This window comes from Paraburkholderia sp. RL18-101-BIB-B, assembly GCF_046026985.1.
In the GTDB taxonomy this organism is placed as follows: Bacteria; Pseudomonadota; Gammaproteobacteria; order Burkholderiales; family Burkholderiaceae; genus Paraburkholderia.
This window is the reverse complement of sequence record NZ_JARESV010000023.1, coordinates 53,430-66,403: the sequence shown is the minus strand read 5'-3', so window position 1 is coordinate 66,403 and position 12,974 is coordinate 53,430. Positions and strand designations below refer to the sequence as shown.

11 protein-coding genes and 1 pseudogene are annotated in these 12,974 nt (G+C 63.3%); 6 read left to right on the top strand and 6 right to left on the bottom strand.

The window, feature by feature from the left end:
• Positions 1 to 3: 3 nt before the first annotated feature.
• A complete protein-coding gene (locus tag P0D73_RS27795; protein WP_408433584.1) occupies positions 4 to 966 on the bottom strand; it encodes a helix-turn-helix transcriptional regulator in 963 nt (320 codons plus the stop codon).
• A 193-nt stretch (positions 967 to 1,159) separates the two neighbouring features.
• Between P0D73_RS27795 and P0D73_RS27790 the strand changes: the two genes are divergently transcribed.
• The 6 genes and pseudogenes from P0D73_RS27790 to P0D73_RS27765 all read left to right on the top strand — a co-directional run bounded on the left by P0D73_RS27790 (position 1,160) and on the right by P0D73_RS27765 (position 8,501).
• On the top strand, positions 1,160 to 1,627 hold the full coding sequence (locus P0D73_RS27790) for a DUF4863 family protein (protein WP_408290266.1): 468 nt from the start codon (positions 1,160 to 1,162) through the stop codon (positions 1,625 to 1,627).
• A gap of 8 nt (positions 1,628 to 1,635) precedes the next feature.
• Positions 1,636 to 3,232, top strand: a pseudogene (locus tag P0D73_RS27785) (3,4-dehydroadipyl-CoA semialdehyde dehydrogenase).
• Between the two features lie 109 nt (positions 3,233 to 3,341).
• Positions 3,342 to 4,934, top strand: coding sequence for a benzoate-CoA ligase family protein (locus P0D73_RS27780; RefSeq protein ID WP_408180086.1), 1,593 nt, complete (start codon positions 3,342 to 3,344; stop codon positions 4,932 to 4,934).
• A gap of 8 nt (positions 4,935 to 4,942) precedes the next feature.
• A complete protein-coding gene (locus tag P0D73_RS27775) occupies positions 4,943 to 5,785 on the top strand; it encodes an alpha/beta fold hydrolase (protein WP_408180085.1) in 843 nt (280 codons plus the stop codon).
• Positions 5,786 to 5,981: 196 nt separating this feature from the next.
• Positions 5,982 to 6,308 (top strand): hypothetical protein, encoded by a 327-nt coding sequence (locus tag P0D73_RS27770; protein WP_408433579.1) that lies wholly within the window; start codon positions 5,982 to 5,984, stop codon positions 6,306 to 6,308.
• An 81-nt stretch (positions 6,309 to 6,389) separates the two neighbouring features.
• A complete protein-coding gene (locus tag P0D73_RS27765; protein ID WP_408433577.1) occupies positions 6,390 to 8,501 on the top strand; it encodes a phosphocholine-specific phospholipase C in 2,112 nt (703 codons plus the stop codon).
• Positions 8,502 to 8,599: 98 nt separating this feature from the next.
• On the opposite strand, the gene P0D73_RS27760 is transcribed toward P0D73_RS27765, so the two are convergent.
• Genes P0D73_RS27760 through P0D73_RS27740 form a run of 5 tightly spaced genes read right to left on the bottom strand, consistent with a single transcriptional unit; the run spans position 8,600 to position 12,972 of the window.
• Entirely contained in the window at positions 8,600 to 9,889 is a 1,290-nt protein-coding gene (locus P0D73_RS27760; protein ID WP_408433574.1) for an MSMEG_0569 family flavin-dependent oxidoreductase, read from the bottom strand.
• Positions 9,890 to 9,915: 26 nt separating this feature from the next.
• A complete protein-coding gene (locus P0D73_RS27755) occupies positions 9,916 to 10,200 on the bottom strand; it encodes an MSMEG_0570 family nitrogen starvation response protein (RefSeq protein ID WP_408218291.1) in 285 nt (94 codons plus the stop codon).
• 14 nt (positions 10,201 to 10,214) lie between these two features.
• Positions 10,215 to 11,384 carry an MSMEG_0565 family glycosyltransferase gene (locus tag P0D73_RS27750; protein WP_408433571.1) on the bottom strand — a complete coding sequence of 390 codons (1,170 nt, stop codon included), beginning with the start codon at positions 11,382 to 11,384 and terminating at the stop codon, positions 10,215 to 10,217.
• A complete protein-coding gene (locus tag P0D73_RS27745) occupies positions 11,381 to 12,364 on the bottom strand; it encodes a sll0787 family AIR synthase-like protein (protein WP_408433568.1) in 984 nt (327 codons plus the stop codon). The genes P0D73_RS27750 and P0D73_RS27745 overlap by 4 nt, the downstream gene beginning before the upstream one ends.
• Positions 12,361 to 12,972 (bottom strand): MSMEG_0567/Sll0786 family nitrogen starvation N-acetyltransferase, encoded by a 612-nt coding sequence (locus P0D73_RS27740; protein ID WP_132373727.1) that lies wholly within the window; start codon positions 12,970 to 12,972, stop codon positions 12,361 to 12,363. Before P0D73_RS27740 ends, P0D73_RS27745 begins: the two co-directional genes overlap by 4 nt.
• Between the last annotated feature and the right edge of the window lie 2 nt (positions 12,973 to 12,974).

The window sequence follows — 12,974 nt, the reverse complement described above, 5'->3', positions numbered from 1 at the left end:
ATGTCAGCTCACGCCCGCCTCGTCCGGTGACTCCGCGGCGAGCCTTGCAGCGAGGCGGTCGCGCAGTTGCAGGTAGGCGTCGGCCAAGGTTTTTTCGCTGGTGTCGAAGGTCATGTCCGCGCGGCCATACAGCTCGCCGCGTCCCGCCAGGATGCGCTTCAGGTCGTCCATTGCCTCCTTGTTGCCCGACATCGGCCGCAGATCGCCCTGCGCGACGACGCGGCGCATATGCTCTTCCGGCGCGGCCTGCAGCCACACCGTATAGCAGTGCGACAGCAACGTATTGAAGGTGCCCGACTCCGACACCACTCCGCCCGGCGACGCGATCACCGCGCGCTCGTGCTCCTGAATCACAGCCTCGAGCGCGCGATGTTCATAACGCCGGTAAGCGGCCGCGCCGTAAAGCGAATGAATCTCCGACGGCGGGCAGCCGGCCAGTTGTTCGATCACGCGCGTGAGTTCGACGAACGGCACCTTACGCTCCTGCGCCAGCATTCGCCCGAGCGTCGATTTACCGGCGCCGCGCAGGCCGATCAACGCAATCCGGTCCTTGCGATGCGGGTCGCGCGGCGCCTGCGCGAACATCTCGGCGAGCGCCACGCGGGCGCGCTGCAAGGCCGCCTGATCGCGCCCCTGCAGCAGTTCGCGGATCAGCAGCCATTCGGCGGAAGCGGTGGTTTCGTCGCCGATCACCTCCGCCAGCGAACAGTTCAGAGTAGCCGCGATCTGCCGCAGCACCAGCACCGACGCATTGCCCACGCCCGATTCCAGATTCGCCAGATGCCGCTCCGACAAGCCGGTTTCCGTTGCCAGTGTTTTGCGCGTCATGCCGCGGCGCGCGCGCAGGAGCCGCACGCGTTCGCCCATCGCCGTCAGAAAGGGATCGCGCTCTGCCGCCCGTTCGGTGCGGCCTGCGGCGTCGTCGGCGGAATCGTCCAGCGGTGCAGGAGAGTAATTTTGATTCATGTTTTGCTGCCTCCGAACTGCTATACATGTACTATAGTGCTTGACAGGCACCGAGTGAACGGTTAATTTTCGCCAAATATTGATCCAATAACAAACGCTGTCGAGATTTTTCGGCAGCGTCACAGAGATGGCGCGGCGGCTCGCATGCATTAACGTGCGTGCGGCGGTCGAATGCGCTGATCTGGAGGCTCGCATGTCCCCACATGAATTCCAGCGCCTGATCGCGGGCGTCACAGAGCAACTCGACGGCCGACCGCTCGACAGCAAACTGGCCGACTGGCTGAACGACGCCTATCCCGCGGACAGCGCCACGTTCCGCGAACTTGCCGAGGCGTGCCGAACCGGTGTCGCCGAAGGCTGGCTGTGCAATCGCGAAGGCGGTGGCATTCGCTACGGCCGCATCTTCAAGGCGCTACCCGAGACCCACGGCTTTTCCGTCGACGTCGTCGATATGAAGGATATTGCCGGTCCGCATCATGTTCACCCGAACGGCGAGATCGATCTGATCATGCCGCTCACCGAAGGCGCGACCTTCGACGGCCACCCGGCCGGCTGGTGCGTGTACGGGCCTGGCACCGCGCATCGTCCGACGGTGGCGAACGGCGAAGCCCTGGTGCTGTATCTCCTGCCGCAAGGCGCAATCGAATTCACTCCCGCCTGAGCGCTGCCATGACCAAACTCTTGAAGAACCATGTCGCCGGCCAGTGGATCGCCGGCGGCGGCGCCGGCGTCACGCTCACCGATCCGGTGACGGGCGAGGCGCTCGTGCGTGTATCGAGCGAAGGCCTCGATCTCACCCGCGCGTTCGGCTTTGCACGCGATAACGGCGGCGCCGCATTGCGCGCTTTGACCTACGCGCAACGCGCCGCCACCCTCGCCGATATCGTCAAGCTGCTGCAAGCGAAGCGCGACGACTACTACGCGATCGCCACCGCGAACTCGGGCACCACGCGCAACGATTCGGCGGTCGATATCGACGGCGGCATTTTCACGCTGTCGTATTACGCGAAACTCGGCGCGTCGCTCGGCGAAGTGCATGCGCTGCGCGACGGCAACAGCGTCTCGCTGAGCAAGGATCAATCGTTCAGCGTGCAGCACGTGCTCACCCCGACACGCGGCGTCGCGCTCTTTATCAACGCGTTCAATTTTCCGTCGTGGGGCTTGTGGGAAAAAGCGGCGCCGGCGTTGCTCTCCGGCGTGCCCGTCATCGTCAAGCCCGCCACGGCAACGGCGTGGCTCACCCAGCGCATGGTCGCCGATGTGATCGACGCCGGCATTCTGCCGCCCGGCGCGCTCTCGGTGATTTGCGGCAGCGCGGCGGGCCTGCTCGATCAGATTCAGTCCTTCGATGTGGTGTCGTTCACGGGCTCGGCCGAAACCGCCGCCACGTTGCGCGCACACCCGGCATTCGTGCAGCGCGGCGCGCGCCTGAACGTCGAAGCCGACAGCCTGAACAGCGCGATCCTGTGCGCCGACGCCACGCCCGACACGCCCGCCTTCGAGCTGTTCATCAAGGAACTGGTACGGGAAATGACCGTGAAATCCGGGCAGAAATGCACGGCGATCCGTCGCGCGTTCGTCCCCGAGGCTGCACTTGAAGCCGTGCTCGAAGCGCTCAAGTCTAAGCTCGCGAAAATCACCGTCGGCGATCCGCGCAACGAGGCGGTACGCATGGGCTCGCTCGTGAGCCGCGAGCAATATGAGAACGTGCTGGCCGGCATCGCGGCGCTGCGCGAAGAAGCGGTGCTCGCCTACGACGGCTCCGCTGTACCGCTCATCGATGCGGACGCGAATATCGCGGCTTGCATCGCGCCGCATCTGTTCGTCGTCAACGATCCGGATAGCGCGACGCTGCTGCACGACGTCGAGGTGTTCGGACCGGTAGCGAGCGTGGCGCCCTATCGCGTCAACGCTGATGCAAACGCACTGCCCGAAGTACACGCGGTCGCTCTCGCGCGACGCGGCCAGGGATCGCTAGTCGCCTCGATCTATTCGAACGACGACGCGCATCTCGGCCGCCTTGCGCTGGAACTCGCGGATTCGCACGGCCGCGTGCATGCCATTTCGCCCTCGGTCCAGCAGAGTCAAACCGGTCACGGCAACGTGATGCCGATGTCCCTGCACGGCGGCCCTGGCCGCGCGGGCGGCGGCGAAGAACTGGGCGGGTTTGCGCGCGCTGGGTTTCTATCACCGGCGCTCGGCCATCCAGGCGGCGAGCGCGGCACTCGACGCGCTGACGCAAGCGACTCATTTTCCGGCGGCCTGACCGCGCACGCGTTCAGCGATAAGGACCGAGCCCACCCATTAGCCTGCAAGCATCGAGCGGATCACGAGCACAGAACAGCCGGACCGCGCCCACCCGATGGAGGAGACACATGGAAGCCCTGTTGGACAAGACGGCGAATCAGCCCGCCGCGACGGTCGAAGCGCCGCCCGCGCTATTCAATTTCGCGGCCTACCTGTTTCGGCTGAACGAAACGCGCGCCGCCAAAACCGCCTATATCGACGACACCGGCAGCGCCACCTACGGTGAACTCGAGGAACGCGCGCGGCGCTTCGCGAGCGCACTGCGCACGCTCGGCGTGCATCCCGAAGAGCGCGTACTGCTCGTCATGCTCGATACCGTTGCGCTGCCGGTTGCCTTCCTCGGCGCGCTCTACGCGGGCGTCGTGCCGGTGGTCGCGAACACGCTGCTCACGCCCGCCGACTATGTGTACATGCTCACGCATAGCCATGCGCGCGCCGTGATCGCCTCGGGTGCGCTGTTGCAGAACGTGACGCAGGCGTTGGAGTCCGCCGAACATGACGGCTGTCAGTTGATCGTTTCGCAGCCGTGTGAAGGCGAGCCGCTCCTCGCGCCCTTGCTCGAAGAACTAATCGACGCCGCTGCGCCTGCCACCAAGGCCGCCGCAACCGGTTGTGACGACATCGCCTTCTGGCTGTATTCGTCGGGCTCGACCGGCAAACCGAAGGGCACCGTCCACACGCATGCGAACCTGTACTGGACCGCCGAGCTGTATGCGAAGCCGATTCTCGGCATCACCGAGAGCGACGTGGTGTTCTCCGCGGCCAAGCTGTTCTTCGCGTACGGTCTCGGCAACGGATTGACGTTCCCGCTGTCGGTCGGCGCCACGGCGATCCTGATGGCGGAGCGCCCCACCGCCGACGCGATTTTCACGCGCCTCGTCAAGCATCGCCCGACAGTGTTTTATGGCGTGCCCACGCTCTACGCGAACATGCTGGTGTCGCCCAACCTGCCCGCGCGCGCCGACGTCGCGATACGGATCTGCACCTCGGCGGGTGAAGCGCTGCCGCGTGAAATCGGCGAGCGCTTTACCGCGCACTTCGGCTGCGAGATTCTCGACGGCATCGGCTCGACAGAAATGCTGCACATCTTCCTGTCCAATCGTGCGGGCGCGGTCGAATACGGCACGACGGGCCGCCCGGTGCCGGGATACGAAGTCGAGTTGCGCGACGATGCCGGTAACGCCGTGGCCGATGGCGAAGTCGGCGACCTGTATATCAAGGGGCCGAGCGCGGCCGTGATGTACTGGAACAACCGCGAGAAGACGCGTGCCACCTTTCTCGGCGAGTGGATTCGCAGCGGCGACAAGTACTGCCGGCTGGCGAACGGCTGCTATGTCTACGCGGGCCGCAGCGACGACATGCTCAAAGTGAGCGGCCAGTATGTTTCTCCTGTCGAAGTGGAAATGGTGCTGGTGCAGCACGACGCGGTGCTCGAAGCGGCGGTGGTCGGTGTCGATCATGGCGGCCTCGTGAAGACTCGCGCGTTCGTGGTGTTAAAGCGTGAATTCGCGGCGTCTGAGATACTCGCGGATGAATTGAAGGCCTTCGTGAAGGACCGGCTCGCGCCGCATAAATATCCGCGCGATGTCGTGTTCGTCGACGATCTGCCGAAGACGGCCACCGGAAAAATTCAACGCTTCAAACTGCGCGAGCAGTCATAAGGTGATTTATGCAGAATCCCGCCATTGGCAACGTTGCAGCAACGACCGCTAGCAATTTCGCTGACTTGCCCGCTACCGCGTCGCATGGACCGTTGCGCATCGAGTATCGCTGGGTGAATGAAGCGGCGGGCAACGCGCCGATCGCCGTCTTCCTGCATGAAGGCCTCGGGTCGATCGCGATGTGGCGCGACTGGCCGCAAGCGCTGTGCGAGCGGCTCGGCATGCGCGGACTCGTTTATTCGCGGCCCGGTTACGGGCTTTCCACGCCGCGTCCGCATGAGGTGAAGTGGCCCGTCGATTTCATGACGGCGCAGGCGCGCGATATCCTGCCCGCGTTGCTCGACGCACTCGATATCGATATGCGCGAACGCCGGCGCATGTGGGTCATCGGCCATAGCGACGGCGGTTCGATCACGCTGTTGTACGCGGCGCTCCATCCCGACGAGTTGGCTGGCGCGGTGGCGATTGCGCCGCATGTCTTCGTCGAAGATATTTCGGTGGAAAGCATCGCGCAAACCAAACAACTCTACGAAACCACCGACCTGCGCAGCAAGCTCAGCCGCTATCACGCGGACGTCGATTCCGCGTTCTATGGCTGGAACGACATCTGGTTGAATCCGGCTTTCAGGCAGTGGTCCATTGCCGGGGAACTGGCGTCTATCCGCAAGCCCTTGCTCGCGGTCCAAGGCCATGGCGACAACTACGGCACGATGGCGCAGATCGATACGATCGCCGCACACGTGCCGCATGCGCAACTGGTCAAGCTCGACGCTTGCGGGCACTCGCCGCATCGCGACGCGCCAGGGCCGTTGAACGAAGCCATTGCGGCATTCGTTCTGACGCAGCGCTAAGCAGCCACCTTCCCGACGCCGAACAGCGCATATCTATTGGCTGGCCTAGATGTAATCGCCCGCCGCCCAATTCTCAACAAATACCCAAATTTCCACATCTTCACAAAAGTTACACAGGTAAGCGACTATTCTTGCGCATCGCTGACCTGGGCACATGGATGCCCTGGCGCAACTTCCCCGTGCCGGAGACATTGCCATGTCTGTTGTGTCGCAGCCGTCTATTGCCTTCCATCGCAAACGTTTGGCGGGCGCACTGGCCGCCGTGTCGCTCTGCATGCTGCTCGGCGCTTGCGGCAACGACGACGACAAAGCCCCCGACACACGCGCCCTTAGTTCTACCGAGAGTTCCGCCGGCGACAGCAGCGCCGCCACGGTTCTGTCGGCGAATCCATCTTCCGCTTCACCCGCGCCCCCAGCACTGACGATTCAAACCCCTGCACTACCCGCATCAAGCGCCGATCCGGCATTGTCCGCCGCCGCGTCGACGCCGCTCGCCACACCTGTGATCCACACCGTCGACTGAGTTTTGCGTGTCACGCGACGCGCGGGCGAGGCTCGCGCGCCACGTGCCTCGTTCCTCCACCGAAGATCAAAAGCCAATACCATGACCTCAAAAAATCGCCGTGATTTTCTGCGCTCCGCCGCGCATGCAGCCGGTTCCGCCACCGCGTTGAGCATGCTGCCGCTGGGCATTCGCAACGCGCTCGCCATTCCTGCCAACAACAAGACCGGCACGATCCGCGACGTCGAACACATCGTCGTGCTGATGCAGGAAAACCGCTCGTTCGACCACTACTTCGGCACGCTCAAGGGCGTCCGCGGTTTCGGCGATACGCGCGCGATCAATTTGCCGAACGGCAAGCCCGTGTGGTATCAGCCGCTCGCGGCGGACGTCGGCTACGTGCTGCCGTTCCGCCCCACCGCGCCCAATCTGGGTCTGCAATTCCTGCAGGATCTCGCGCACGACTGGACCAGCACGCACGCGGCATGGAACGGCGGCCGCTACGATCAATGGGTGCCCGCCAAGAGCGCCACGACAATGGCCTATTTCACGCGCGAGGACATTCCGTTTCACTATCAGCTCGCCGACGCGTTCACGATCTGCGACGCGTACCACTGCTCGCTGATGGGACCGACGGACCCGAACCGCTACTACATGTGGAGCGGCTGGGTGGGCAACGACGGCAGCGGTGGCGGTCCGGTGATCGACAATTCCGAGCTCGGCTACGGCTGGTCCACGTATCCCGAAGTGCTGCAAAACGCCGGCATCTCGTGGAAGATCTATCAGGACATCGGCACCGGTCTCGACGCGAACGGCGCGTGGGGCTGGACGCAGAACCCGTACATCGGCAACTTCGGCGACAACTCGCTGCTCTACTTCAATCAGTACCGCAACGCGCAGCCCGGCAATCCGCTCTACGACAACGCACGCACCGGCACGAACGCCGCAAAGGGCGACGGCTATTTCGATATCCTCAAGCGCGACGTGCAGAATAATGCTTTGCCGCAAGTGTCGTGGATCGTCGCGCCCGAAGCCTATTCCGAGCATCCGAACTGGCCGACGAATTACGGCGCGTGGTACATCGACCAGGTCTTGCAGATTCTCACGTCGAATCCCGAGGTATGGAGCAAGACGGTCTTGCTGATCAATTACGACGAGAACGACGGCTTCTTCGACCACGTGTCGCCGCCGTTCGCACCGTCGTCGAGCGCGAACGGTTTGTCCACCGTCGATACCAGCAACGAAATCTATCCCGGCGATGCGAAGATTCCCGCCGCCCCGTACGGACTCGGACCGCGCGTGCCGATGCTGGTGGTGTCGCCGTGGTCGAAAGGCGGTTACGTGTGCTCGGAACTGTTCGACCACACGTCGGTGATCCGTTTCATCGAAACGCGTTTCGGTCATGAGCGCAATCTCGGCGAATCCAACATCACACCGTGGCGCCGCGCGGTATGCGGCGACCTGCTGTCGGCCTTCAACTTCAGCAATCCGAACGACGCCTTCCCGACGCTGCCGGGCACGAGCGGCTACGTGCCGCCCGATCAGAACCGCCATCCGGATTATGTGCCGCTGCCGCCGGCCATCCAGGCGGTGCCGAAACAGGAACCCGGCGTGCGCCCCGCTCGCGCGGTGCCGTACGAGTTGTTCGTGCGCGTGCATGGCGAAGGCGCGACGAACCAGCTCACGATGCGTTTCGTCAACACGGGCCGCGCCGGCGCGGTGTTTCTCGTCTACGCCGCTCACGGTCTCGACGCGCCGCGCACGTATACGGTCGAAGCCGGCAAGCGTCTGCAGGATCAGCTTCCGTTGAACGCCGACGGCAGCTATGACTTCACCGTGTACGGCCCGAATGGCTTTCTGCGCCGCTTCGCGGGCAAGCCCGTCTCGCGCAGCTGGTGGAACGGCTCCGACATCGCGCGGCCTGAAGTTGAGGAAGGTTATGACGTCGCGAACGGCAATCTGCAATTGCGCCTGGAGAACGTGGGCAGCGCGCCTTCCCAGTTCAAGATCATCAACGCGTACGACCCGAACAACGTGATCAGGCGTACGGTACGCGGCGGCGATACTGACCAGCTCTACCTCGATCTGCGCAACGCCCACGGTTGGTACGACCTGGCCATTACGGTCAATACTGATCCGCTGTTCGCGCGGCGCTTTGCCGGACACGTCGAGACCGGCAAGAGCAGCATGAGCGATCCGGCGCTGGGTAGTTAAGCCTTAGCCGAAAGTTTCGGTGAAATACAACGGCCGCTGCGATGTAGAACGCAGCGGCCGTTTTTTTGCTCCATCCTTGGCACTTGCGCCTGGCAACGTCACGCGGCGACGGCGGCCGATAAGGACGCGCGCTCGCGTGCCTTCTCGCGAATCGCGTGCACGATGAACTCCGCATCGCGCGCGACGCCGGAGAACCGCCCCGAGCCCCACGTATGCAGCCACGGCAAGCCGACGAAATACAAGCCGTCGATCGGCGTGATGCCGCGCGTATGCGCTGGATAACCGCGACCGTTGAACACGGGGGCGTCGAGCCAGCTGAAGTCCGGCGTAAAGCCGATACACCAGATGATCGCGGCAATCCCGCTCGCTTCCACGTCGAGCGTAGTGCGCTCTTGCGCCGGACGCCACACCGGTTCGTATGCGCCACCCTGCGGCGCGTCGATACCGTGCTTCTCGATGAAGCCGTCGATGCTCACGTTGATCCGGTTATACGTATCATCCGCCGCATCGAGATTGGCCGCGAGCGTGGGCGAGAAATGGAATTGCCCGTCGCGCAGATCGTCGAGGCGGCCGTACAACTCCATGCCTTCGGCGGCGAACTTGCGCAGATCGATATCGCGGCCACCGTCGCGGCCCGTCACGTAATGATTGGTGTTGTCGCGCACGCCTTCGCGCAACGGATGCTTTTCGACCGGCATGTCGTAGTACTGCATGTCGGCGAGCCAGTCGACCACGTCGCGGCCTCGATAGAAACGCGCGCAACGCGGCGCCTCGCCGACTGCGAGTACGACCTTGCGGCGGGCCAGATGCAAATCTTCAGCGATCTGCGCGCCGGACTGCCCCGTGCCGACCACCATCACCGCGCCATCAGGCAGAGCCTGCGGATTGCGATACGCCGACGACTGCAGTTGTACGATCCGCGCAGGCAAGCGCTCGGCAAGGCGCGGCACGATCGGCGTGTGATAACCGCCCGAGGCCACCACCACCTGATCCGCGGTGAAATCGCCCTGCGTCGTGGTGATCGAATAGACGCCGTCGTCGCGCTGCTTGACGCGCTTGACTTCAGTGCGCTCCATCAGCGGCGCATCGACGTGTTCAATGAAACCGTCGAGATACGCAACGATCTCATCCTTTTTCATGAAACCGTGTGGATCGTCGCCACGATACGGATAACCGGGCAGCGCGCATTGCCAGTTTGGCGTCACCAGGCAGAACGCGTCCCAGCGCTGCTCACGCCACGTGTGCGTCACGGTGTTCTTCTCCACGACCAGATGGTCGATGCCGGCCTGCTTGAGGTAATAGCTGACCGACAGACCCGCCTGCCCGCCGCCGATGACGAGCACGCTGTAATGGCCCTCGGCGCGTGCGCGATGTGCTGGATTCGACATGATGCGTCCTCTGAAAGAATAAGCGCCTAGCTGAATTCGATGACCTTGACGGTCGCCTCCGGACGATCGCGAAAGCGCGCCGCGTCGCGCTCGATCTGCGCAAGCTGGTCCATCGCCGCCGAGCAGGCAAAGCCGTATTTCTCGCGCACACGCTCGGACGCGATACCCAGCGCCTGCCGCGATCGCGCGACGAAATCTTCCAACGCGTAGGCCTCGCCCGGTGTGAAAAAGTCGCCGATCACGAGCGAAGGCGAATAACAGTTCGCTTCGTCGCCATCTGGCCATTGAATGCGAAAGTGCATGACAGGCATCGCTAATCCTCGAATCAATGAGTAAGCAGAGCGCGCTTCGCGAGGAAACGGCGGTAGGCGTCTACGTGATGCTGCGCGCTCGCGGCCCAGCTAAAGCGCGCGAGCAACGCAGGCACGGCGTGCTCGAAGTCGATACAACTCTCGCTCAACGCTCGCGTTAATGCCACAGCGATCGAGGCCACGTCGAGTGGATCGGCCCAGTAGCAAGTGGTTTCGTCGAGATACTCGGTGAATGGCGCAATCGACGAGGCCACCACCGGCGTGCCGCTCGCGAGCGCCTCCAACACGACGAGACCGAAACCTTCTCGCAACGACACCATTGAGAGAACATCGGCGCATCGAAACAACGCGGGCATGGCAGCGTCTTCGAGCGGACCGGTCACTACGACGCTTTCATGCGGGCCGATGGACAGACCCAACTCGCCTGCGCGTTGCAGCAAGCGGCGGGTATAGGCATCGTGATCAAGCAGACTCGCACCGCCCGCGATAACCAGCTGCGCTTGAGGCACATTGCGGCGCATGGATGCGAACGCTTCGAGCAGCGCCAGTGTGTTCTTGCGTGCTTCGATGCCCCCCACTGCCAGCACGATAGGTCCACCGTCGATGCCGAAACGCTGCCCGATTTGCGCGTCGTGTTGGTCCCGCTGCGAAGAAAAACGCTTCATGTCCACGCCGTTCGGCACAGTGATGGCATTGATGCCATACATGGATTGCATTTCACGCGTCCATGTATCACTCACGCACAACACCTGATCCGCGTCCTGATACGCGCGCCGTTGCCAGGCTGCCAACTTGAGATCGTTGAAATGATCCAGGTGGTGAACCGTACGCATGAAGCCGTGAATGAAGCCCTCCGCTTTCAACTCGGCGAGTGCATTGCCGCTGATGCTGTCCTGCGCGTGCAGCACGTCGAACCCGCTTGCGTCCTGTTCGATGAGTGCTCGCCGGAACGCATCGATCCGCGCTTCGACCATCGCAACGGTATCGGCCTGAGCCAATAAGATAGGTGCATACACCACGCGGCACGCCGGCAGACGAAACAGCGTCTCGCCAGGCGCGGCCGGCACGAACACCGTCACGTCGTGCCCAAGCATCGTCAAAGCCGCCGCCAGTTCCAGCGTATGCACGACGCCGCCGCGCGGATTGACCGAGTGCGTCAGCAAGGCGATACGCAACGCGTTCATTTCGTATCACCCTTCCCGACGATGAACGGTTCGCGCTGAAAGTCCCATAGCGTTGCAACATCGTCCCGCTGATGCATAACAACCTCGCTCGTTGCATCAACGGAACCGATCACCGCACACGCGAGGGCACGCGCGTCGAATTGCCCCTGCACGGCATCGACATGCTCCGGCCGCACGGAAAGCAAATAGCCGAAACTCGGAAAGGCAGTCACCCAGCGCTCCAGCGTCACACCGTCAGGCTTGGGAATGCACGCGAGATCGATCCGCGCTCCCATCTTCGAACATTCGAGCAACATCAGCGCAGTGCCGAGCGTGCCCGCCATGCTGATATCTTTCGCGGCGTCGCACAGACCACTTTCCGCCAGTTGAGGCAGCAGTTCGAGATCGCCGCGCAGACGCTCGGGCGGTGCGTTCACGGAAGCATTCCAGAACGGATACGGTTCTTCGAAACGGCCGCGTAGATCGACTGCCATCATCAGACTGTCGCCCCGTTTCGCGTTGAAGCTCGACAGCAACGCCTTGGCGCGGCCGATAATCGACACCGCCAGTTGCGCCGCGTCGCTGCGCGTATTCGTATGGCCGCCGACAATCGGCACGCCATACGCGACAGAGGCCGCCGCCATGCCCGCCAGCACCTGGTCGGCCGCGCCGATGCCCGGACTCCACAGCGCGTCCACCACCGCCAACGGCCGCCCGCCCATTGCATAGATATCGCTGACGTTGACCATCACGCTGCTGTAGCCGGCGAACCACGGCATGGTGCTCACGAAATCGCTGACCATGCCTTCGATCGCAAAGAGCAGATAGCCGTCGCCATCGGCGAGCGCGGCACAGTCGTCGCCGAGCGCCACGGCTTGCGCGAGATCGTGCGTGCCGCGAGGCAAACGCTTCGCCAGAGAGTCGACCACGTCGACGATATCGGTCTTGTGCCGGAACCCGCGGCTTTCGCGCAAGCCGGCGACGAGATCGGCGACGCTCATGCCCCACTCCGCGCGGGTTCGAGACGACGCGAATACGCTTGCGCTTGCGTGCGCGTGACAAAGCCGCTATTAGGCGTCACGCACGGCGGATAGCGGTCCAATTGCGCCTGCATCAGATGATGCGGTCTGCCGAGCAGGGTTTCCTCCGCGAGCACGTCCCAATACATCGCGCGAAAGAGCGGCACATTCTGGCTCTGCACATGCGCCAGGAACGTCTCACAGCCGAGCGCATGCGCGCTGCTCACGGCGAGACGAATCAGCGTCGCACCGATCTTTCCATGTCGGCGAAACGCCGCATGCACGGCGAGGCGCGAACCGAACCACACGTTGTCGTGATCGCGATGAATGCGTACGGTGCCGACCACCTGCTCCGGCATGCCGCCGAGGCAACTGACGGCGACCAGTTGCTGTGCGTGCTGATCGATATCGTCGCGATCGTCCCCGACGAAAATGCCCTGCTCGACGCAGAACACAGCGCGCCGCAATTTGAACGCCTCTTCGGCTTCCCAATTCAACGTGGTCCACTTGATCCGGAATTCGCCCGGCGCATATGGCGCGAAAACGATGTCACCATCCAGCGCCTCGCCTGCAATCGCTTCACCGAACATGA

Coding starts and splice junctions, on each gene's coding strand:
- P0D73_RS27770 (WP_408433579.1), top strand. CDS start 5,982: ATGTCTGTTGTGTCGCAGCCGTCTATTGCCTTCCATCGCAAACGTTTG.
- P0D73_RS27745 (WP_408433568.1), bottom strand. CDS start 12,364: ATGAGCGTCGCCGATCTCGTCGCCGGCTTGCGCGAAAGCCGCGGGTTC.
- P0D73_RS27765 (WP_408433577.1), top strand. CDS start 6,390: ATGACCTCAAAAAATCGCCGTGATTTTCTGCGCTCCGCCGCGCATGCA.
- P0D73_RS27755 (WP_408218291.1), bottom strand. CDS start 10,200: ATGCCTGTCATGCACTTTCGCATTCAATGGCCAGATGGCGACGAAGCG.
- P0D73_RS27775 (WP_408180085.1), top strand. CDS start 4,943: ATGCAGAATCCCGCCATTGGCAACGTTGCAGCAACGACCGCTAGCAAT.
- P0D73_RS27760 (WP_408433574.1), bottom strand. CDS start 9,889: ATGTCGAATCCAGCACATCGCGCACGCGCCGAGGGCCATTACAGCGTG.
- P0D73_RS27740 (WP_132373727.1), bottom strand. CDS start 12,972: ATGTTCGGTGAAGCGATTGCAGGCGAGGCGCTGGATGGTGACATCGTT.
- P0D73_RS27790 (WP_408290266.1), top strand. CDS start 1,160: ATGTCCCCACATGAATTCCAGCGCCTGATCGCGGGCGTCACAGAGCAA.
- P0D73_RS27750 (WP_408433571.1), bottom strand. CDS start 11,384: ATGAACGCGTTGCGTATCGCCTTGCTGACGCACTCGGTCAATCCGCGC.
- P0D73_RS27795 (WP_408433584.1), bottom strand. CDS start 966: ATGAATCAAAATTACTCTCCTGCACCGCTGGACGATTCCGCCGACGAC.
- P0D73_RS27780 (WP_408180086.1), top strand. CDS start 3,342: ATGGAAGCCCTGTTGGACAAGACGGCGAATCAGCCCGCCGCGACGGTC.